Annotated in this window: 17 protein-coding genes and 1 tRNA gene; 10 read left to right on the forward strand and 8 right to left on the reverse strand. The window is 68.0% G+C overall.

The window, feature by feature from the left end; genetic code table 11:
* Window positions 1-276: 276 nt before the first annotated feature.
* The 3 genes from ACVOKU_RS15125 (at window position 277) to ACVOKU_RS15135 (ending at window position 5,484) form a co-directional block, all read left to right on the forward strand.
* Window positions 277-927: an energy transducer TonB gene (locus ACVOKU_RS15125; RefSeq protein WP_481560301.1), complete on the forward strand. Its 651-nt coding sequence runs from the start codon at window positions 277-279 to the stop codon at window positions 925-927.
* Window positions 928-1,122: 195 nt separating this feature from the next.
* Window positions 1,123-3,930, forward strand: coding sequence for a TonB-dependent receptor (locus ACVOKU_RS15130; RefSeq protein WP_065181829.1), 2,808 nt, complete (start codon window positions 1,123-1,125; stop codon window positions 3,928-3,930).
* 129 nt (window positions 3,931-4,059) lie between these two features.
* Window positions 4,060-5,484 (forward strand): basic amino acid/polyamine antiporter, encoded by a 1,425-nt coding sequence (locus ACVOKU_RS15135; RefSeq protein WP_481560302.1) that lies wholly within the window; start codon window positions 4,060-4,062, stop codon window positions 5,482-5,484.
* A 42-nt stretch (window positions 5,485-5,526) separates the two neighbouring features.
* Here the strand turns inward: ACVOKU_RS15135 and ACVOKU_RS15140 are convergent.
* The 8 genes from ACVOKU_RS15140 to ACVOKU_RS15175 all read right to left on the reverse strand — a co-directional run bounded on the left by ACVOKU_RS15140 (window position 5,527) and on the right by ACVOKU_RS15175 (window position 12,422).
* Window positions 5,527-5,603: transfer RNA gene (locus ACVOKU_RS15140), tRNA-Asn, on the reverse strand.
* Window positions 5,604-5,625: 22 nt separating this feature from the next.
* The gene (gene rlmH / locus ACVOKU_RS15145; protein ID WP_019662111.1) at window positions 5,626-6,096 is read right to left on the reverse strand and encodes a 23S rRNA (pseudouridine(1915)-N(3))-methyltransferase RlmH; all 471 of its coding nucleotides are present in this window, start codon (window positions 6,094-6,096) and stop codon (window positions 5,626-5,628) included.
* A 64-nt stretch (window positions 6,097-6,160) separates the two neighbouring features.
* The gene (rsfS, locus tag ACVOKU_RS15150) at window positions 6,161-6,571 is read right to left on the reverse strand and encodes a ribosome silencing factor (RefSeq protein WP_053520119.1); all 411 of its coding nucleotides are present in this window, start codon (window positions 6,569-6,571) and stop codon (window positions 6,161-6,163) included.
* Window positions 6,572-6,629: 58 nt separating this feature from the next.
* Window positions 6,630-7,295 carry a nicotinate-nucleotide adenylyltransferase gene (gene nadD / locus ACVOKU_RS15155; protein ID WP_053520120.1) on the reverse strand — a complete coding sequence of 222 codons (666 nt, stop codon included), beginning with the start codon at window positions 7,293-7,295 and terminating at the stop codon, window positions 6,630-6,632.
* Window positions 7,296-7,298: 3 nt separating this feature from the next.
* Window positions 7,299-8,336 carry a DNA polymerase III subunit delta gene (gene holA / locus ACVOKU_RS15160; protein ID WP_053520121.1) on the reverse strand — a complete coding sequence of 346 codons (1,038 nt, stop codon included), beginning with the start codon at window positions 8,334-8,336 and terminating at the stop codon, window positions 7,299-7,301.
* A 12-nt stretch (window positions 8,337-8,348) separates the two neighbouring features.
* The gene (locus ACVOKU_RS15165) at window positions 8,349-8,933 is read right to left on the reverse strand and encodes an LPS-assembly lipoprotein LptE (RefSeq protein ID WP_053520122.1); all 585 of its coding nucleotides are present in this window, start codon (window positions 8,931-8,933) and stop codon (window positions 8,349-8,351) included.
* 138 nt (window positions 8,934-9,071) lie between these two features.
* Window positions 9,072-11,714, reverse strand: coding sequence for a leucine--tRNA ligase (gene leuS / locus ACVOKU_RS15170; RefSeq protein ID WP_481560303.1), 2,643 nt, complete (start codon window positions 11,712-11,714; stop codon window positions 9,072-9,074).
* Between the two features lie 105 nt (window positions 11,715-11,819).
* Window positions 11,820-12,422 (reverse strand): DUF998 domain-containing protein, encoded by a 603-nt coding sequence (locus tag ACVOKU_RS15175; protein ID WP_481560304.1) that lies wholly within the window; start codon window positions 12,420-12,422, stop codon window positions 11,820-11,822.
* A 123-nt stretch (window positions 12,423-12,545) separates the two neighbouring features.
* Here ACVOKU_RS15175 and trxA point away from each other — a divergent pair, with 123 nt between their 5' ends.
* The 7 genes from trxA (at window position 12,546) to ACVOKU_RS15210 (ending at window position 20,923) form a co-directional block, all read left to right on the forward strand.
* The gene (gene trxA, locus ACVOKU_RS15180; RefSeq protein ID WP_262218626.1) at window positions 12,546-13,403 is read left to right on the forward strand and encodes a thioredoxin; all 858 of its coding nucleotides are present in this window, start codon (window positions 12,546-12,548) and stop codon (window positions 13,401-13,403) included.
* Window positions 13,404-13,556: 153 nt separating this feature from the next.
* On the forward strand, window positions 13,557-15,221 hold the full coding sequence (locus tag ACVOKU_RS15185; protein WP_481560305.1) for a FecR family protein: 1,665 nt from the start codon (window positions 13,557-13,559) through the stop codon (window positions 15,219-15,221).
* The gene (locus tag ACVOKU_RS15190; protein ID WP_481560306.1) at window positions 15,218-16,843 is read left to right on the forward strand and encodes a CHASE2 domain-containing protein; all 1,626 of its coding nucleotides are present in this window, start codon (window positions 15,218-15,220) and stop codon (window positions 16,841-16,843) included. The genes ACVOKU_RS15185 and ACVOKU_RS15190 overlap by 4 nt, the downstream gene beginning before the upstream one ends.
* A gap of 81 nt (window positions 16,844-16,924) precedes the next feature.
* On the forward strand, window positions 16,925-17,377 hold the full coding sequence (locus tag ACVOKU_RS15195) for a DUF4442 domain-containing protein (protein WP_065174907.1): 453 nt from the start codon (window positions 16,925-16,927) through the stop codon (window positions 17,375-17,377).
* A gap of 54 nt (window positions 17,378-17,431) precedes the next feature.
* On the forward strand, window positions 17,432-18,115 hold the full coding sequence (locus ACVOKU_RS15200; RefSeq protein ID WP_053520126.1) for a DUF502 domain-containing protein: 684 nt from the start codon (window positions 17,432-17,434) through the stop codon (window positions 18,113-18,115).
* On the forward strand, window positions 18,112-18,897 hold the full coding sequence (locus ACVOKU_RS15205) for a queuosine precursor transporter (protein ID WP_053520127.1): 786 nt from the start codon (window positions 18,112-18,114) through the stop codon (window positions 18,895-18,897). The genes ACVOKU_RS15200 and ACVOKU_RS15205 overlap by 4 nt, the downstream gene beginning before the upstream one ends.
* Before the next feature lie 94 nt (window positions 18,898-18,991).
* A complete protein-coding gene (locus ACVOKU_RS15210) occupies window positions 18,992-20,923 on the forward strand; it encodes a DUF885 domain-containing protein (RefSeq protein ID WP_481560307.1) in 1,932 nt (643 codons plus the stop codon).
* Window positions 20,924-20,925: the final 2 nt, after the last annotated feature.

Here is a 20,925-nt window from a genome sequence, read left to right on the forward strand (position 1 = left end):
GGTGTTCTTGCTGGGTCGCTGACGCCCCGGCACGGGGGGGGCGTTGTCCGCCGGACAGCGCCCTGCCCCGATCTGCTGCCCACGGGGCCGGATGCCTTTCCAGCGGAAAGGTCTCCGGCCCCGTTGCGTAGATGAAGGCCAGTTCAACATCGCCTGACATGCCTCTAGGCAATGGCGGCCACGACGCGCTAATGCTTGGCTGCCAGCCGCGTGCGGCAAACCCCGATGGCGGCCCTGGTGCGTTGACGTCTTTCGACACTGGCACGGAGGTGGACCATGGTTCGTACGTATCCCGTTGCATCCGCGCACTTCGACCCCGCCCGCATCGCCGCCTGGAGCGCGGCCATCGCCCTGCATCTGCTGGCGTTGCTGCTGCTGCTCATCCCCGCCACCTACCAGGCGGTACAGGCCCCGCGTGACACGACCACGGTCCGCTGGATCGAAAAGGTCGAGACACCGGAACCTCCGCCGATCCTGCCCACCGAACCCGAACAGGTGAAGGTCGCCCCCCGCTCCCAGGCGGTGCCGACCGCACCGGCGCTGCCAGCCCCCACCGCAACGGTCGAAGACGCGCCGGGCATCGTCCTGCCGGCCGCCGAACCGACCGCCGTGATGGCGCCGCCGACGCCGGCGGCAGCTGCGCCGCTGGCGGGAGCCCAGCTGCAGTACCGCAGTGCGCCGCCCCCGGCCTATCCCATCCCCGCGCTGCGCAACCGCGAACAGGGCACGGTCCTGCTGCGCGTGGAAGTGGACAGCAACGGCCAGCCTGTTGCGGTCAGCATCGAACGCAGCAGCGGTTCGCGCAGCCTGGACCAGGCCGCACGCCAACAGGTGCTGCGCCACTGGCGGTTTGAGCCTGCCCAGCATGACGGCGTGGCGGTGCCTGCCATCGGCATGGTGCCGGTGCAGTTCTCGCTGCCCGACTGACGGTCGTACCGGCCCGGCCTCAGGCCGGGCCGGAATCCGCGACCGGGTTTGCGAATCCGCACACCGCCCGCCCGCGCGCTGCCGATTAAGCAAAAATTCACGACTCCGTCACCTGCCGGAAACCTAGATTGGCCCGTCCCGGACCTGATCCGGCGACAGCCCTCAACGCAAGGTTTTCCAGTTAGGAGAGAAGCTGTGAAACACCCGATCCATCGGCCCGCCAGCCGCCGTGACACCCTGGCATCGTCCATCACTCACATCCTTACCGGCAGCGCCCTGCTGCTGGCCGGCGCCGTGGTTTCCTCCTCCGCCTTCGCCCAGGAGCAGGCCACCAATCTCGACCGCATCACGGTCACCGGCTCGAACATCCCGCGCACCAATACCGAGACACCGTCCCCGGTGCAGGTGGTGACCCGCCAGGAGATCGACCGCACCGGCAAGACCACGGTCGCCGAATACCTGCAGACCCTGACCGCCGACGGTTCCGGCTCGATTCCCAAGACCTTCGGCAACGGCTTTGCCGGCGGCGGCGCCGGCATCTCCCTGCGTGGCCTCGGCGCCGGCTCGACGCTGGTGCTGTTGAATGGCCGCCGCATGGCCACCTACGGCCTGGCTGACGACGGCCAGAAGGTCTTCACCGATCTGAGCACCATTCCGCTGGATGCGGTGGAACGCGTGGAAGTTCTGAAGGACGGCGCATCGGCGATCTACGGCTCCGACGCCATCGCCGGCGTGGTCAACATCATCCTGCGCAGCGACTTCCAGGGCGCGATCCTGCGCGGTTCCTACGGCGTCTCCGGCGACGGCGACGGCGATGCCAAGAAGGCGACGCTGACCGCCGGCACCGGCGACCTGGCCACCGATGGCTGGAACGCATTCTTCAGCCTGGACGTCGGCAAGACCGACGCGATCAAGATCGGCGATCGCAAGAACCGCAAGTGGATCGGCACCGGTGACATCCGTCGCTGGGGCTATTCCGCCGCCGACGCGCAGTTCCTGGGCGGTGCCTACCTGTCCGGTGGTACTGCCGGTGGCGTGGGCCCGAACGGCTCGGTGTTCGACGACCGCAATGTCGACGACGACAATCCCGCGTTCCTGGTGGCTCTGCCGGGCTGTGCCAATCTGACCAGCATTCCCGGCCAGACCGATGCGACCGCACAGCAGCAGGGCTGCCTGTGGGATCCGGCGCAGAAGTTCCGTGACCTGAGCCCGGAAGAGAAGTACATCAACGTGTTCGGACGTGCCAGCTTCGCCTTCGGCGAAGGCGGCGAGATCTACACCGAGATCGGCTACTCGAAGAAGGAAACCACCTTCAGCAACACGCCCTCGGGCGTCTCCGGCGGCTGGGGCTATCCGGAAGGACCGGTCAACGCCAACAGCGGTTCCGGTGCCACCGTGCTCGGCCCGGATCATCCGGACAACCCGATTCCCGGCCAGGCCTCGCGCCTGCGCTATTCGGCCTGGGACGTTGGTCCGCGCGTGACCAACAACACCAACGAGTTCAACCGCTTCCTGGTGGGCGTCAAGGGCAACTGGGGCGACTGGAACTATGACACCGCCTACCTGCACTCCGGCACCGACCTGATCAACCGCCGTACCGGCTTCCTGCACTACGACAACGTCCGCTGTGCACTGGCCAACCCGAACTGTGCCGGTGGCGTATGGCGCATCGGCGACAACGCCAACCTCAACTCGCAGGCGCTGTACGATTTCATCTCGCCGGAGATCAGTGCACGCGCCAAGTCCAGCCTGGACATGTTCGACTTCACCGTGTCGCGCAGCCTGATGGACCTCAAGGGTGGCCCGCTCGGCCTGGCGATGGGCACCGAGTGGCGCAAGACCAGCAACAGCCTGACCCCGCAGACGTTCACCGACACCGGCGACATCATCGGCCTGGGCTACTCGGCCTATGACGGTACCCAGAACGTGTACGCCGGATACGTCGAACTGTCCGCGCCGGTGCTGGAACAGCTGGAGCTGTCCGGTGCACTGCGCTACGACAAGTACGAGAGCGGTGAAGGCAAGGCGACGCCGAAGCTGGGCGTGAAGTGGACCCCGGCCGACTGGATCGCGCTGCGCGCCAGCTACGCCGAAGGTTTCCGCGCGCCGAACCCGGCCGAGAACGGTGACGGTGGCCTGGCCGCCTTCTCCAACGCCCGCGACCCGGTGCGCTGCGCCATCAGTGAAGCCGAATGCACCGCACGCTCGGTGGCGATCATCACCCGCCCGAACAGCGACCTGAAGCCGGAGGAATCCAAGAGCTATTCGGTGGGCATCGTGCTGCAGCCGACCTCGTCCACCTCGATGACGGTGGATGCGTGGCAGATCAAGCGCACCAACGAAATCGCCCAGGGCAGCACCGCCGACGCCATTGCCGCCGGCAACGTCCTGCGCGACACCAACCTGCTCAACGGCATTGCCGGCACCGGCAGCATCCTGGCGGTCAACACGCAGTACATCAACGCCGCGTCCACCCGTGTGCGCGGTATCGACACCGATATCCGCCAGACCTTCGATATCGGTCCGGGCCAGCTGGAAATGGATCTGCAGTGGAGCCATGTGCTGAAGTTCGAGCGCACCGATGCCGACGTGACGGTCGACTACGCCGGCACCCACGGCAACTGCGACGTCACCAACTGCATCGGCACGCCGAAGGACCGCATCAACTTCGGCACCACCTGGAGGCAGGGCCCGTGGAGTGTCAGCGGCGTCGCCAACTACATCAGCAAGCTGGAGAACAAGGACCGCCGTGGCGGCGACTACCTGGCGTTCTACGAGGATGGCTCGCCGGTCGAGAAGATCTCCTCGTTCACCACCTTCGACCTGTCCGGTCGTTGGAACATCACCGAAGCCTTTGAACTGAACGCATCGGTGCAGAACGTGTTTGATCGCATCGCACCGCTCGATCCGACCACCTATGGCGGCGTGAACTACAACCCGCTGCACTTCAGCGGAGCCATCGGCCGCTACTTCACGGTCGGTGCCAAGTACACCTTCAACTGATCGTCGCTGCAGCAGCACCTTCGGAGGCCCGGGCACATGCCCGGGCCTCCGTCGTTGCAGATGTTGCATGCGGCTTCACGGCACTGCCGCTACTGTGCCCCTGCGGCCGAGCTGCCGCAGGGGAGATTCATGGCTGCGACCTCACAACGGCTGGGCCTGGCTGCACTGACCGCTCTGGTGGTCGGCTCGATGGTCGGCGCCGGCATCTTTTCCCTGCCGCAGAACGTGGCGCGCAGCGCCGGTCCCGCCGCCGCGATCATCGGCTGGGCGGTGAGTGGCGCCGGCATGCTGATGCTCGCCTTCGTGTTCCAGGCCCTGGCCAACCGCCGGCCGGACCTCGATACCGGCATCTACGCGTATGCGCGGGAAGGCTTCGGCAACTACATCGGCTTCTCCGCAGCATGGGGCTACTGGGTTGCCTCGGTACTCGGCAACGCCAGCTTCTTCGTGCTGATCTTCAGTGGCCTCGGCCACTTCATGCCGGTGTTCGGTGAAGGCAATACGCCGGCAGCGGTGGCTGCCTCGTCGCTGCTGCTATGGACCGTGCACCTGCTGGTGCTGCGCGGCCTGCGCACTGCCGCCATCGTCAACGGCCTGGTCACGGTGGCCAAGCTGCTGCCCATTGCGTTGTTCCTCATCCTGGCCGCCGGCGCGTTCCGCATGGACGTGTTCGGCGCCGATTTCCTGGGTACGCCCGCACTCGGCGATCTCGGCCAGCAGCTGCGCGGCATGATGCTGGTGACCGTATGGGTGTTCATCGGCATCGAAGGCGCCAGCATCTATTCCCGGCGCGCTGCGCGTCGTGCCGATGTAGGGCGCGCGACCGTGATCGGCTTTCTCGGCGTATGGCTGCTGCTGGTCCTGGTCAGCCTGTTGTCGATGGGCGTGCTGTCGCAGGCCGAGCTGGCCGCCCTGCCCAATCCATCGATGGCCTACGTGCTGCGCGCCATCGTCGGCGAATGGGGCGCGACCGTGATCATCATCGGTTCGATCATCTCGGTGCTTGGCGCCCTGCTGGCCTGGGTACTGCTGTGCGCCGAGGTGCTGTATGCGGCTGCCGGCGACGGCACCATGCCCGCGTTCCTTGGCCGCGAGAATGCGCGTGGCGTGCCGGCCAATGCGCTCTGGCTGAGCAACGGCCTGATCCAGTTGTTCCTGCTGCTGGTGCTGGTGAATTCCGGCAGCTATACCGGCCTGGTACTGCTGGCTGCATCGATGAGCCTGGTGCCCTATTTCCTGTCCACGGCATTCGGCGTGCAGCTGGCCTGGCGTGGCCAGGCCTATGCGGGCGGCGAAGCAGGAATCCGCTGGCGCGACTTCAGCGTCGCGCTGCTGGCGAGCGCATACGCGCTGTGGCTTGTGTATGCCGGTGGCCTGCACAACCTGCTGCTGTCGGTGCTGTTGTATGTGCCGGGCGTGGTGCTGTTCGCGCTGACCCGTCGCCAGCGCGGCGAACAGGTGTTCACGCCTTGGGAGTGGGTGCTGTTCGGCGCCATCCTGGCAGTTGCGATCGCCACACTGGTGGCGTTCTGGCGAGGAGCGCTGACACTGTAGAGCAAAAAAAAACCTGCATCTCGCGATGCAGGTTTCTGAAAGTGGCGCCCGAAGTTGGACTCGAACCAACGACCCCCTGATTAACAGTCAAGTGCTCTAACCGGCTGAGCTATTCGGGCAGACGAACAGTATAACGGCTCTTCACGCGCGATGGTAGGGGTGATTGGCAATCATTGCGGCAGCCCGGTACAGCTGCTCCGCCACGACCAGCCGCACCAGCATGTGCGGCAGCGTGAGCGGACCGATCGACCACTTCTCGTCGGCCAGTGCCGAAACTTCGGGCGAATGCCCCTCGGGACCGCCGATCAGGAACGCCAGGTCCCTGCCCTGTCCCCGCCAATGCTCCAGGCGCTGCGCCAGCTGTTCGGAACTGAGCTGGCGGCCGGGAACATCCAGCGCCACGACGTAGGCATTCTTCGGCAGCGCGGCGATCACCCGCCGGCCCTCGTCCTCGGTGGCACGGCGTGGATCGCGGCCTTTGCCGCGCAGGCCGGGCTCGATCTCGACCAGCTCGAACGGCAGCCAGTGCGAGAGCCGCTTCTGGTACTCGGCGAACCCCTGCGCGACCCAACTGGGTGCGCGTTCACCGGTGGCGATCAGGCGGGCTTTCATCAGCGTTCCTCGAAAACGTCGACGGCGCCATCGGCGCCGTCGAAGGGATGCATCAACGTGCGGCTCAGGCCACTTCGTCGTCGCTGGACGGCGGCTGGTCGCCGACCGTCCACAGGCGCTCGAGGGCGTAGAACTCACGCACGCGCGGCAGCATCACGTGGACGATCACGTCGCCCAGATCGACCAGTACCCACTCGGCTTCGCGCTCGCCTTCAACCCCGAGCGGCATCACGTCGATCTTCTTGGCGAAGCGCACGACCTCGTCGGCGATCGACTTGACGTGGCGGGTCGACGTGCCCGAGACGATCACCAGGTAATCGGCAACGCTGGACCGGCCGCGCACGTCGATCTCGACCAGGTCCTTGGCCTTCAGGTCTTCGGTGGCTTGACGGACACTGGCCAGCAGTTCCGGCACGGACGGCGGCGGGCTGGGCAGATCGACCTTGATGGTCTGGGGCTGGGTCTGGTTGCTCAAAGTGGATCGACTCGATAAACGTGGGGGCGATTATACGGGGATGGCGCGGTCGCGGCATTCACGGTGTTGCCGGATGGTACAGCCGCTGCGCGGCCACGTAGTCGGCCACCGCCGGCGGCAGCAGGGCACGCCAGGGCCCTGCCGCGGCGATCTGCGCGCGCACGGCGCTGGCCGATTCCCCGCGCAGCGGATGGTGCAGGCGCAGGATGCGGCCGGCCGGACTGGCAAACAGGTCCTGTTCGCTGTCGGCCCACCGCCCTTCCAGGACACGGCCGAGCTCGCCGTCGACCGAAGCCTGCAGTGGACTGCCCGGCCGCTCCGCCACCACGAAGTGGGCCAGGCCGAACAGCGCCTCCCACTCATGCCAGCCGGGCAGGCCCAGCAGGCTGTCGGCGCCGACCAGCCAGGCCAGGGGCCGGCTGGGACCGAGCTCGCCGCGCAGTTCGCGCAGGGTATCGACGGTGTAGGACGGGCGACCGGGAAAGCGCGCGGCCCGATCCAGTTCGTGCCGGTCCAGCAGCAGCCCCGGCTCGTCGCCGATGGCCAGCGACAGCATCGTGCAGCGCTGTTCGGCGGTCGCGCCGGGAACCGGGCGGTGCGGTGGATCGGCCGCCGGCAGCATCCGCACCGCGACCTGCAGCTCATCGCGCGCGGCGCGCGCGATCGCCAGGTGCCCCAGGTGCACCGGATCGAAGGTGCCCCCGTAATAGACCCGCAGGCTCATCGATCAGGCCCGGGCCAGCAGCCGCACGGCGCGCGGCTCGGCCACGGCCACCAGCAGGCGCTCCAGCGCCAGCCAGGCGTCGCCGTCGGCGCGCCCCTTGGCGATGCGGTCGACCAGCCCGGCCTCGGCCACGAAACGTTCCCAGCGCTTGCCTTCCGGATGCCGCTGCAGCGCACGCTTGTACGGTGCCTGCCGCGACTCCCAGATGCCGCGCGATTTCATCTCGGCGGCAAGGTTGCCACCGCGCGCCTGCACCCGCGCCAGCCCGGCACCTGCCAGCAGTTCCCGGATCACGATCGGCATCAGCGCGGCCACCGCCTCGCCTTCGCCGCGCAGGCCGGCAAGCATGCGCAGCACCGCCGCCGGTTGCCCGGAGAACGTGGCTTCCACCAGCCGGAATACGTCATAGCGGGCGGCATCGGCCACCAGCGATTCCATGCGCTCCACGTCCAGCGCGTGCCCATCGGCCAGCAGCGCCAGCTTGTCGATCTCCTGCGCCGCGGCAAGCAGATTGCCCTCCACGCGCTCGGCCAGGCGCTGCACCGCGGCCGGATCCGCGCGCAGGCCTTTGCTGCGCAGGCGACGCTCGATCCAGTCGGGCAGTTCATGCGGCTTGATCGCCCAGGCCACCGACAGCACGCCGACCCGGCCCACCGCTTCAGCCCACTTGCCCTGGTGCGCCTTGCTCCATTCGTTGGCGGTGATCATCAGCACGACATCCGGTGCCGGATCGGCGCAGAACCGGCTGATCACCTCGGCACCGTCCTTGCCCGGCTTGCCACTGGGCAACCGCACTTCCACCAGGCGACGGGCACTGAACAGGCTCGGCGCGTTGAAGCTGGCGTCGAGCTGGCCCCAGTCGAAGTCGCGACCATCGGCGTCGAACACCTCGCGCTCACCGATGCCGGCGGCGCGCGCCCGCGCGCGGACCGCGTCGGCGGCTTCCAGCACGCGCAGCGTCTCAGGGCCGGCGATCAGGTACACCGGCGACAGCGGGGTATCAGCGCCCTGGCTGGCCAGCTGCTCCGGACGCAGTTCCATGCCGGTCCCGGCTCAGGGCTTGATGGCCGGTGCCGGTGTCGGCTCGGCCGGAACCGCAGGATCGACCGGCTTCGGCGCGGACAGGCTGCCCCCCTTCGCGACTTCGGCACGGACCACGCTGTCGATGCGGCGGATGATCGAGGCCGACATTTCCCGGCGCAGTTCATCGGCCAGGATCTCGCGCTCGGTGGTGGTACCGGTCGCGTCGGTGGGCGGCGACACGTAGTCGCGCGACAGTTCGATCACCTGCTGCGGCACCAGTTCACTGCCATCCTCGCGACGGAAGATGAAGATCACCGCGTAGCGCAGGCTGTATTCCTGCGCACGGCCCTGCGAGTCGATCGCGATCGGCAGGTCGCCCCAGCGTTCGGACAACACCTGCAGCTGGGTGCTGGGTTCGTTGCCATCCTCGCTTGCCAGCTTGGCGCCGGACGCCTGCAGACTGCGGTTGAGCAGCTTGACCAGTTCACTGTACGGGGCCGTGGAGACCACCTTCACCGGCGCGGTGTCGGTCGGCAACATCAGCTTGTTGCGCAGATGGAAGCCACAGCCGGCAAGGCCGAGGACAAGAACGAGGGCAAGCAGGAGTCGGGTCATGGAGAACAGTCTGGCGGAGCCGGGCGATCACGGCAACAGACAGCGTGCCCGAGACCGCGTGAACGCAGGGCCATCAACCGCATGCCCCCCGCGTTGCTGGAACACCGGCCGCCGGGAGGGCGGCCGGTGCGGGGTACATCAGGCGGCGACGATGTTCACGATCTTGCCCGGGACGATGATGATCTTGCGCACCGTCAGGCCTTCCATGAACTTCGCTGCGTTCGGCTCGGCCAGGGCCAGCGCCTCGACCTGCTCGCGAGCGGCATCGGCGGCCACTTCGATGGTGCCGCGCAGCTTGCCGTTGACCTGCACGGCCAGGGTCAGCGCGTCGCGCACCAGCGCGCTGGCGTCGGCCTGCGGGAACGGCTGGTCCTCCAGCAGCGTCTCGCCATGGCCAAGCACCTGCCACAGGGCGTGGCTGGCATGCGGGGTGATCGGATTCAGCAGCAGCACGATGGCCTGCAGTGCTTCCTGGCGCACCGCGCGGCCCTGTTCGCTGCCGTCCTCGAACTTGGCCAGCGCGTTCATCAGTTCCATCACCGCAGCGATCGCGGTGTTGAAGCTGTGGCGGCGGCCATAGTCGTCGCCGACCTTGCCGATGGTCTCGTGGGTCTTGCGGCGCAGCGCCTTCTGGCCCCCGTCCAGCGCGGCCACGTCCAGCGCGGGGGCGGCACCCTCGGCGGCATGCTTCTGCACCTGGGCCCACAGGCGGCGCAGGAAGCGGGCCATGCCGTCCACGCCGGCCTCGTTCCACTCCAGCGACTGTTCCGGCGGCGCGGCGAACATCGAGAACAGGCGCACGGTGTCGGCGCCATACTTGCCGACCATCGCCTGCGGGTCCACGCCGTTGTTCTTCGACTTGGACATCTTCTCGGTGCCACCGACCACCACCGGCTGACCGTCGGCGATCAGGGTCGCGCCGGTGATGCGGCCGCGCTCGTCACGCAGCACTTCCACGTCGGCGGGATTGATCCAGTCCTTGGAACCGTCCGGGTTCGGACGGTAATAGGTCTCGGCGATCACCATGCCCTGGCACAGCAGATTGCGAGCCGGTTCGTTGCTGTCCACCATCCGCGCGTCACGCAGCAGCTTGTGGTAGAAGCGGAAGTACATCAGATGCAGGATCGCGTGCTCGATGCCACCGATGTACTGGTCCACCGGCAGCCAGTAGTTGCCGCGCTTGTCCACGGCATCACGCGCGCCCGGCGAGGTGTAGCGCGCGTAGTACCAGCTCGACTCCATGAAGGTGTCGAAGGTATCGGTCTCGCGCTCGGCTGCACCGCCGCACTCCGGGCAGGTGGTCTTTCGCCACTCCGGGTCGGTCTTGATCGGCGAACCGGTGCCGGAGAACGCGACGTCCTCCGGCAGCACCACCGGCAGCTGCTCTTCCGGCACCGGTACCGCGCCGCACTTGGCGCAGTAGATCACCGGAATCGGGCAGCCCCAGTAGCGCTGGCGGCTCACGCCCCAGTCGCGCAGGCGGTAGTTGACGCGGCGCTGGCCCTGCGCCTTGCGCTCGAAACGCTCGGCCAGGGCTTCAAAGGCGCCCTGGAAATCCAGCCCGTCGAACTCGGCCGAATTGATCAGTTCGAAGGCACGGTTCTTGTCGCTGTACCAGTCCTGCCAGCGCGCGCCATCCCAATTGCGCTCGTCGTCATTGCGCGGATCCTTCAGCGCGATGACCTGCACGATCGGCAGGCCGTACTTGTTGGCCACCTCGTTGTCGCGCTGGTCATGGCCGGGCACGGCCATCACCGCACCGGTGCCATAGCCCATCAGCACGAAGTTGGCGACCCACACCGGCACCTTCTCGCCGGTGACCGGATGGATGGCGCGCAGGCCGGTATCCATGCCGCGCTTTTCCTGGGTTTCCAGCTCGGCCTCGGACACGCCGCCCTGCTTCATTTCCGACAGCAGCGCGGCCAGTTCCGGATTGTTCTTCGCTGCGTGCAGCGCCAGCGGGTGCTCGGCGGCGATCGAGACGAAGGTCACGCCCATCACGGTGTCCGGGCGGGTGGTGAACACGCGCAGCGGATCCAGCACGCTGCCATCGACGTCACGCACGTCGAACTGGATCTCCAGGCCCTCGGAACGACCGATCCAGTTGCGCTGCATGGTCTTGACCGGTTCCGGCCAGCCGTCCAGCTCGTCCAGGCCGTCCAGCAGCTCCTGGGCGTAATCGGTGATGCGCAGGAACCACTGCGGAATCTCACGCTTCTCGACCAGCGCACCGGAACGCCAGCCACGGCCGTCGATGACCTGCTCGTTGGCCAGCACGGTCTGGTCGACCGGGTCCCAGTTCACCACCGCGTTGCGGCGGTAGGCCAGGCCCTTGCGCATCAGACGGGTGAACATGCGCTGCTCGTGGACGTAATAGTCCGGGCGGCAGGTGGCGAACTCGCGCGACCAGTCGATGGCATAGCCCAGCGACTTCAGCTGGCTGCGCATGTGGTCGATGTTCTTGTAGGTCCACGCCGCCGGCGCGGTTTTGTTCTTGATCGCCGCGTTTTCCGCCGGCAGGCCGAACGCGTCCCAGCCCATCGGCTGCAGCACGTTGTGGCCGGTCATGCGCTTGTAGCGGCTGATCACGTCACCGATCGTGTAATTGCGCACGTGCCCCATGTGCAGCGCACCGGACGGGTACGGAAGCATCGACAGGCAGTAGTACTTCGGCTTGTCGGAAGTCTCGTCGACCTCGAACGCGCGGGTGGCGTCCCAGTACTGCTGGGCGGCGGATTCAACCTGCTGCGGGTCGTAGGCGTTGGGTTCAGCGCTGGTCATGGAACACGCGGATGCGGCGGCAAAGCGGTACAGCGTACCGCAGTGCGGCAAACGTCTCCAATCCTGTCCGACGGCTGTGGGCCCGGTGGCGGCCCCGCAACCGTCTCAACGGGCCCGCGACAGCGGCAGCGCCAACGCCAGCCAGACCGCCCAGCAGGCGAAGGCCAGCCGCTGCGACAGGGGCGCCGGCAGTACGCCCTGCAGGGCGAAGGCGGCCAACGCGGCAACCACACCACAGGCCAGCGCCACCCCGCCCAATGCCCGGCCCCGTGTGTCGCGCAGACGTGCCGTGCCCAGCAGCAGGGCGCCGGCAACGAAGCCCAGCACCCATACCATCCAGGCGCTGGCATGCAGCTGGCTGGCCGGCCCGTGCAGATCATCCACATCCAGCGGCAGCACGCCCATGGCGGCGAACGCCAGGCCGGCCAGCAGCAGCATCTGGCTGCCCACGCGCGGGGCCCAGCCCGCGGTGGCCGGCAGCTGCCGGCGCAGGCATTCGGCCACCCCCACCGCCAGCAGGCCCGGCAGCATGAAGCCCAGCAGATTGAAGCCCAGGGCATGCGGCACGCCCTGCGCGCCCAGCAACGCCACCGGATGGCGGGCCTGCGCATAGCCGTCGAGGCCGGCACCGAAGCCGATGACCGCAGCCACGAAGACGAGTGCGGCGATCACGCCCGACAGGCGCAGCAAGGGGGACGGCGACGACATGCAGGCTCCACGACAGCGGCAACAGGAAGGCTGCATTGTCGGCCATTTGCAGCGGCCCGGGTTGAGACGAGCAGGTTCCGCCACCATAGAGTCCCTCTCCAGATGCCAAGCGATGCCTCCTCCATGACCGAGACGACCTACGTATTCGACGCCACCACTGCGACCTTCGAGGCCGAAGTCCTGCAGAAGTCGCTGCAGACGCCGGTGCTGGTCGATTTCTGGGCCACCTGGTGCGGTCCGTGCAAGACCCTGGGACCGATGCTGGAAAAGCTGGCCGGCGAGTACAACGGCGCCTTCGAGCTGGCCAAGGTCGATGTCGACAAGGAACAGCAGATCGCTGCCGCCTTCCAGATCCGCTCGGTGCCGACCGTCTTCCTGGTCAAGGACGGACAGCTGGTGGACGGCTTCCCCGGCGCCATCCCGGAGGGCCAGCTGCGCGAGTTCCTCGCCCAGCACGGCATCGTCCCCGCTGATGTCGGCGATACCGTCAGCGAGGAGGAGGCACCGCTGGACCCGCAGGCACAGGTGGACGTGCTGCGCGCGCAGATCGCCGCCGAGCCCGACAAGGACGAGCTGAAGCTCGACCTGGCCCTGGCCCTGCTGCAGATCGGCGGCGTGGATGAAGCCGGTACGCTGATCGACCGCCTGCCGGCCAACCTGGCCACCGACGACCGTGCCGTGCGCGCCCGTGCACGCCTGGCCTTCGCATCCGCACTCAAGGACGCCCCGGCCGCCGAGGTGCTCGAATCACGCATCGCCGCCGATGGCCGCGACCTCAAGGCGCGCCATCTGCGCGGCGTGCAGCTGCTGCTGGAGGGCCAGGACGAGGCGGCCCTGGCCCAGTTCCTGGAAATGCTGCGGATCGACCGTGGTTTCGAGGACGGATTGCCGCGCAGGACCCTGATCGACGCCTTCAATGTGATCTCCGACGAGGACCTGGTCGGGCAGTACCGCAGGAAGATGGCCTCGCTGCTGTTCTGAACGGAAGCCTGTCCCGTTCAGAATCCCTGCACTGAACGCGGGCGATAATGTGATCGATGGCGGCCGTTCGGCCGCCGCGATCCATTCGGGGGGATGAGGGTCGGGGCCATTGGGTCTTGCTGCTGCGCCTCCGCATTGCCGGGACTGCAAACTGTGACCTTCGTCCGCACTTCGCCTTTCATTACGCGCCTCCAACGTGTCCTGCTGTGTGCCCTCCTGCTGCTGCCGGCCATCGCCGCCGCACAGGACTGGAACTACCGGGTCCGTCCCGGTGACACCCTCTGGGACCTGGGTGGCCTGTACCTGAAGCCTTCCGTGCCCTGGCAGCAGCTGCAGCAGCACAACCGCATCGCCAATCCCTATCAGCTGCCGCCGGGCCAACTGCTGCGCTTCCCGATCAGCTGGCTGCGCACCGAGCCTGCGCCGGCACGGGTCCTGTCCGTGCGCGGCAAGGTCGGGCTGGTGGGCGGCGACGGGAGCGCCACCCGCGCGGTGCGGGCCGGAGAGCAGCTGCGCATCGGCGACACCGTGGAAACCGAAGGCGACTCCAGCATCACCCTCGAATTCGCCGATGCCTCGCGGTTGCAGCTGCGCGAGTATTCGCGCCTGCGCCTGGACCAGCTCAGCCGCTACGGCCGCACCGGCATGGTCGATACCCGCCTGCGCCTGCAGCAGGGCCGCGCCAGCAACCGGGTCACCCCGGCACGTGGCCCGGCATCGCGCTACATCATCGATGCACCGACGGCGACCAGCAGCGTGCGCGGCACGGTCTTCCGCGTCAGCGCCGGCGATGGCGATGCCGGCCGGATCGGTGCCACCGAAGTGCTGGAAGGACGGGTGCAGGTCGCCAACACCCACGGCCAGCGCCTTGTCCGTCCGGGCCAGGCCAGCCGCAACGCCAGCGCCGACAAGGCGCCCGCCGCCGTGGCCGCGCTGCTGCCGGCGCCGACGCTGCGCCAGGATGAGCTGAGACTGGCGCCCCTGCCGAGCCTGCTGGCCTGGGACGCGGTCGCCGGGGCCGACCACTACCGGGTGGAGGTGGTGCAGGCGGCCACGCCGGAAATCCTGCTGTTCGCCGCCACCACCGCCGACACGCGACTGGCGATCGGCGATCTGCCGCCCGGTGAGCTGCGTGTGCTGCTGCGTGCGGTCGACGCACAGGGCGTGGAGGGCCTGGACGCCAGTGCCGACTTCGAACTCGACGACCAACCGCCGCCGCCGTTGACCGTCTCTCCGCTGCATGGCCAGACCGTCAACAGCGATCGCCCCCGGTTCCGCTGGACGCAGGCCCCGGGCGCGAGCAGCAGCGTGCTGCAGGTCGCCGCCGAACCGACGTTCATGCAGCCTCTGCAGGAGCAGGCCAGCACCGGTACCGACCTGCGCCTGGCGCAGCCCCTGCCGCCGGGCCAGTACTACTGGCGCGTCGCCTCGCGCGATGACAACGGCCATCAGGGGCGCTATGGACAGGCGCTGCCGCTGCAGCTGACCAACGAACCGGTGGACCCCGCCCTGCAGCCGCCCGAGGCGGCGCACGGCCAACTGACCCTGCGCTGGCAGGCCGGCAGCGAAGGCCAGCGCTACCGCGTGCAGGTGGATCGTCGTGGCGACTTCGCCAGCCCGATGCTCGATGAAACCGTCGAGCAGCCCCAGGTCAGCTTCAAGCGGCCGTGGAGCGGCACCCTGCACGTGCGCGTGCAGTACATCGACGACGACGGGCACGCAGGCGATTTCTCGCCCGCGCAGCAGGTCAAGCTGCCCTGCCGCCTGTGCTACGGCGCCGGCGGCGGCGGTGCGCTGCTGCTCTGGCTGTTGTTATGAGGCGTTCGCCGCTTCCGTGGTCCCGACGGATCGCACTGGCCGTGCTGGCCGGTGTGCTGACGGCCGTGGCCAGCCATGGCCAGTGGCTGTGGCGCCAGGATGAAGCGGCCTACGACGCGATGGTCGGCGGCTGGGACTATCGACCCGACCCCAGCGTGCTGATCATCGCCATCGACGAAGGCAGCCTGCAGCGCATCGGCCAATGGCCATGGCCGCGCTCGGTCCATGCGCGCCTGCTTGATCGCCTTACCGACGCCGGCGCCGAACGCATCGCACTGGACCTGATGCTGTCAGAACCCGACCGCCGCGACAGCCGCCAGGACGAAATCCTGGCCGCCGCGATCCGGCGCAATGGCCACGTCGTACTGCCCGTGCTGGCGGCGCCGGCAGCCGGCGACCGCATGGCCGAGGAGCTGCTGCCCATTCCACTGATCGCGGCCAGCGCTGCGGCGATCGGCCACAGCGATGTCGAAGTGGATGGCGATGGCGTCGCCCGTGGGGTGTACCTGCGCGCCGGCATCGGCCAGCCGCATTGGCCTGCGCTGGGCCTGGCCCTGTCCGGACTGCCCGCCAGCGTGATCGACGGCCTGCCGGATCCCGAGCCGGAGGTCGATTCCCCCTATCAGTGGCGCCGCGACGATTACGTGCGGGTGCGCTACGCCGGCCCGCCGGAACGATTGCCGCAGGTGTCCTATGCCGACGTGCTCGAGGGCCACGTGGACATGGCGATGCTGCATGGGCGCCGCATCGTGGTCGGCATGACCGCCAGCGGCATCGCCCCGCGCCTGCTCACGCCGACCACGCGCGAGTACTGGATGAGCGGCAGCGAGTACCAGGCCAACATCGCCTCGATGCTGCTGCAGGGCAGGCAGATCCACGTCCTGCCACGGCTCTGCCAGGACGCCATCGGTGGCCTGCTGGTGGCGCTGTGCGTGATCCTCCTCGGCCTGCGCCTGCCCTGGCTGACGGCGCTCTGTTCGCTGCCGCTGGCCCCGCTGCTGAGCTGGGCACTGCTGCGCGCCGGCAACCTGTGGTGGGCACCGGCCAGCGCGATGCTGGGCATCGTGCTGGTGCTGCTGGCCTGGGCGATATGGCGGATCGCGGCCTGGCACCGGCTGGCCAACCGTGACGCGCTGACCGGCCTGGGCAACCGGCTGCGTTTCGAACAGTCACTGCAGCAGGAATGCGATGCCGCACGGCGCAGCGGCAAGCCACTCACGCTCGCGCTGATCGACGTCGATCACTTCAAGCACCACAACGACCGTCACGGTCACCAGGTCGGCGATCGCGTACTGCGCGAAGTGGCGCGGCAGATCGCCGCGCACGCGCGTCGCCCGCGCGACAAGGCGGCACGCTACGGCGGCGACGAGTTCGCGCTGGTGCTGCCGGATACGCCGGCCGAGGGCGCGCGGCAGGTGATCGAAGACCTCATCCAGAGCATCCGCGCCCTGCCCGCACCGGGCGAAGGCCATGACGGCGGCATCACCCTGACCATCGGCGTCTATACCCGCATCCCCAACGGCGAACTGCAACCCCACCATTTCGTGGAAGGTGCCGACGCGGCGCTGTACCAGGCCAAGGCCAATGGTCGCGACGGCTACGTGATCGACGCCGCAGGGTGACACGCGCCGCGCCGCGCACAGCTACAACATACGCATGCGAATGGTTAGACTTGGGGCCCGCCCTCCGCCCTCGCGATGCACATGAACGCCCGCCTGTTCCGTTTCGGCATCAACCTGTGGCCGCCCTTCCTGTTCACCGGCATCCACGTCACCCGGGTCAGCCCGGACTACCGGCAGATCGACGTCGAGCTGCGCCAGCGCCCCTGGAACCGCAACTACGTGGGCACCCACTTCGGTGGCAGCCTGTTTGCGATGACCGACCCGTTCTGGATGCTGGGCCTGCTGCATATCCTCGGCCGCGACTACTACGTGTGGGACCGCGCCGGTGCGATCGACTTCCTCAAGCCGGGGCGCGGCACCGTGCGCACGTCGTTCCGCATCGACGATGCGCTGCTGGACGAACTGCGCGCCGACGCTGCCGGCGGCGGCAAAGTGCTGCGCTGGTTCAGCAACGATGTGGTCGATGAAAGCGGCGAGGTGGTCGCCCAGGTGCGCAAGCAGGTCTACCTGCGGCTGAAGCCGCACGCACGCTGATCCCGGCCGCATTCCCCCGCATCATCGGCAAGCGCTGGCCGCTACAATGCGCCCATGTCGCTCGAAGCCCCCTCCCTGGTCCCCCGCCCCTCCCTGCAGCGCCTGTTCCTGACCGGCCTGCTGACCCTGCTGCCGATCTGGCTCACCTGGGTCGTGGTCAAATTCGTGTTCGTGCTGCTGTCGGGCATTTCCAGCCCGCTGGTGGTGCCCCTGTCGGAACAGATCGCGACCAGCTTCCCGCATTACCTGGGCTGGGTGCGCGCGGAGTGGATCCAGAACACCATCGCGCTGCTGGCGACGCTGCTGGTGATCCTGGCCGTGGGCGTGGCCAGCCGTCGCGTGCTTGGCCAGCGCCTGCTGCGCTGGATCGGCGCGGTGATCAAGCGGATCCCGCTGGCCAGCATCATCTACGACAGCGCCAAGAAGCTGCTGGACATGCTGCAGACCGAACCCGGCAGCACGCAGCGCGTCGTGCTGATCGACTTCCCGCACCGCGACATGAAATCGGTCGGCCTGGTCACGCGGGTGATCAAGGAACACGGTACCGACCGCGAACTGGCAGCGGTGTACGTGCCTACCACGCCGAACCCGACCTCCGGCTATCTTGAAATCGTGCCGGTGGAACTGCTCACACCCACCGACTGGACCGTGGACCAGGCGATGAGCTTCATCATTTCCGGCGGTGCTGTCGCGCCGGCCAGCGTGCCGTTCACCCGCGCGGGCGAACGCACCGAATGAGCACGACGCCGGTCGAGCGCCCGCTGCAGGATCGCGCGGTCCTGCTGTTCATCGTGCTGGCCGCGTTCTTCTGCGGCAATGCCGTACTGGCCGAGCTGATCGGGGTGAAGATCTTCGCGCTGGAAGACACGCTGGGCATCGACCCGCTGAACTGGAACCTGTTCGGCCAGACCGGCTCGTTGAGCTTCACCGCCGGCACACTGCTCTGGCCGGTGGTGTTCATCATGACCGACACCATCAACGAGTTCTTCGGCAAGCGCGGGGTGCGTTTCATCTCGTGGCTGGCGGTGGTGCTGATCGCCTACGGTTTCCTGTTCGCTTTCGCGGCGATCTCGCTGGCGCCGGCCAGCTGGTGGGTCACCTCGATGAACGCCCATGGCGTGCCCGACTACCAGGCCGCGTTCGCAGCGGTGTTCGGCCAGGGCATGTGGACCATTGCTGGTTCGCTGGTGGCCTTCCTGCTCGGCCAGCTGATCGACGTGGCCGTGTTCCACCGGATCCGGCAGGCCACCGGCGAGCGCCACGTCTGGTTGCGCGCTACCGGTTCCACCGCGGTCTCGCAGCTGGTGGACAGCTTCGTGGTGATCTGGATCGCTTTCGTGCTCGGCCCGCAGCAGTGGCCGACATCGCTGTTCCTGGCGGTGAGCAGCGTCAACTACGTCTACAAGATGGGCTTTGCGATCGCCCTGATTCCCCTGCTGTACCTGATGCGCCGTGCAATCACCCGATACCTGGGTGTCGAGCGCGCGGCCGCGCTTCGCGCTGCGGCCGCGGCTGACTGAAGGCCCAGCGGGCGCCAGCTGACTGCGCCCCCGCGCTGGCCGTACGCGGCCGGATCGTGCAAGCTCCACGGTCTGTGTTCCACGGAAGCTCCTGATGCCGTATTCCACCCGCGCCCTGGCCGCCGCCATTGCCGCGTTGTTCCTGTTCAGCGCCGTTCCGTCGGCCGAAGCTGCAAAGAAGAAGGCCAGCCGGCCCGCTGCGACGCAGAGCCGTCCGGCGGCCAAGCCCAAGGCCCGGCCCAGCACGCGCGCCACCGCACCGGCACGCAGCGCCACCCGCTCCCCCGCGCGCCCGGCCGCCGCCGCCCGCACTGTGCCCAAAACGGTCCAGCTGGAGCGCCTGTATGACGAATACTGGGATGCGTCGATGCGGTTGAACCCGCTGCAGGCGACTTTCCAGGGCGAAACCCGCTACAACGACCAGCTGCCGAACATCCTGTCCGCGGCGTGGCGCCAGCAGTCGCATGACTTCACCGTGGAGTGGCTGGGCAAGGTCGAGAAGATCGGCAGCGATGGCCTGCAGGGCCAGGACCTGCTGAGCTACGAGATCTTCGTGCGCGACGCGCGCGCGACCTTGGCCGCCGAGCCGTATCCCAGCTGGATGATGCCGATCAGCCAGTACTACAACGTCGGCAGCATCATGGCCATTCTCGGTGCCGGCGCGGGTGCGCAGCCGTTCAATACCGTGCAGGACTACGACACCTGGTCGCGCCGCTCGCTGGGCATTCCGGCGCTGTTCGACCAGGCCATCGACAACATGCGCCAGGGCATGAAGGCCGGGGTGGTGCAGCCGCGCGACCTGATGGAAAAAGTGCTGCCGCAGCTGGATGCGGTGATCAAGCCGACCGCCGAGGAAAGCATCTTCTGGTCGCCGATCCGGACCATGCCGGAGTCGATTTCCGCCGAGGACAAGGCGCGCATCAGTGCCGAGTACAAGCGCATGATCGAACTGCGCATCATGCCGTCCTACCGCGCCCTGCGCGGCTTCATCGCCACCGAGTACCTGCCGGCCACGCGGACCAGCAGCGGTCTGGGCGCCCTGCCCAATGGCCAGGCGTGGTACGCCAACCTGATCGTGCAGACCACGGCCAGCGAACAGACACCCGCGCAATGGCATGCGCTCGGCGAACAGCGCGTGCAGGAGCTGCAGGCGCAGATCGCCGCAGTGATGAAGGATGCGAAGCTGCGCGGCACGCCGACCAAGCTTCTGCGCAGCATGCGCAGTGACCGCCAGTTCCAGTATGGCGACGCCAACGCGCTGCTCGGCCGCTACCGCCAGGTGCAGCAGCAGGTCGCCACGCGCCTGCCGCAGGTGCTCGACACGCTGCCGAAGGCTGCCCTGGACATCCGAGCAGTGGAGCCCGAGCGTGCGCTCACCGCGGCCGCGGCCTCCTACCAGCCGACACAGCCCGGCGAGGCCGGGGTGCTGTATGTGAACACCCGCGACCTGCCCAGCCGCAAGCGCTGGAACGTGCCGGTGCAGTACCTGCATGAAGGCATTCCCGGCCATCACGTGCAGCTGGGCCTGCAGCAGGAGCTGGCCAAGCAGCCACGCTTCCGGCGTGCCGGCGGCGACCTGGCCTTCATCGAAGGCTGGGGCCTGTACTCGGAAACGCTGGGGGAAACGCTGGGCGTCTACACCGATCCCTACGATCGCATCGGCTATCTCTCCTCGCGCCTGCTGCGCGCAGCACGCGTGGTCGCCGACACCGGCGTGCATGCCCAGGGCTGGAGCAAGCAGCAGGCCGTCGCCTACCTGCAGAAGACCGTGGACATGAGCAGCGACGATGCCAATGCCGAAGTGGAGCGGATCATGGCCCAGCCCGCGCAGGCGCTGTCCAATGTGGCCGGCCTGACCACCCTGCTGGCACTGCGCGACAAGGCCAAGGCACGCCAGGGTGCGGCATTCGACCTGCGCCGCTTCCATGCCGAGCTGCTGAAGGACGGCTCGATGCCGCTGGACGTGCTGGAGCGGAAGATGGAACGATGGCTGTCACAACCGCCGGGGGCCGCGCCGGCCCCCTGATC

The organism is Stenotrophomonas sp. STEN147 (genome assembly GCF_056757995.1).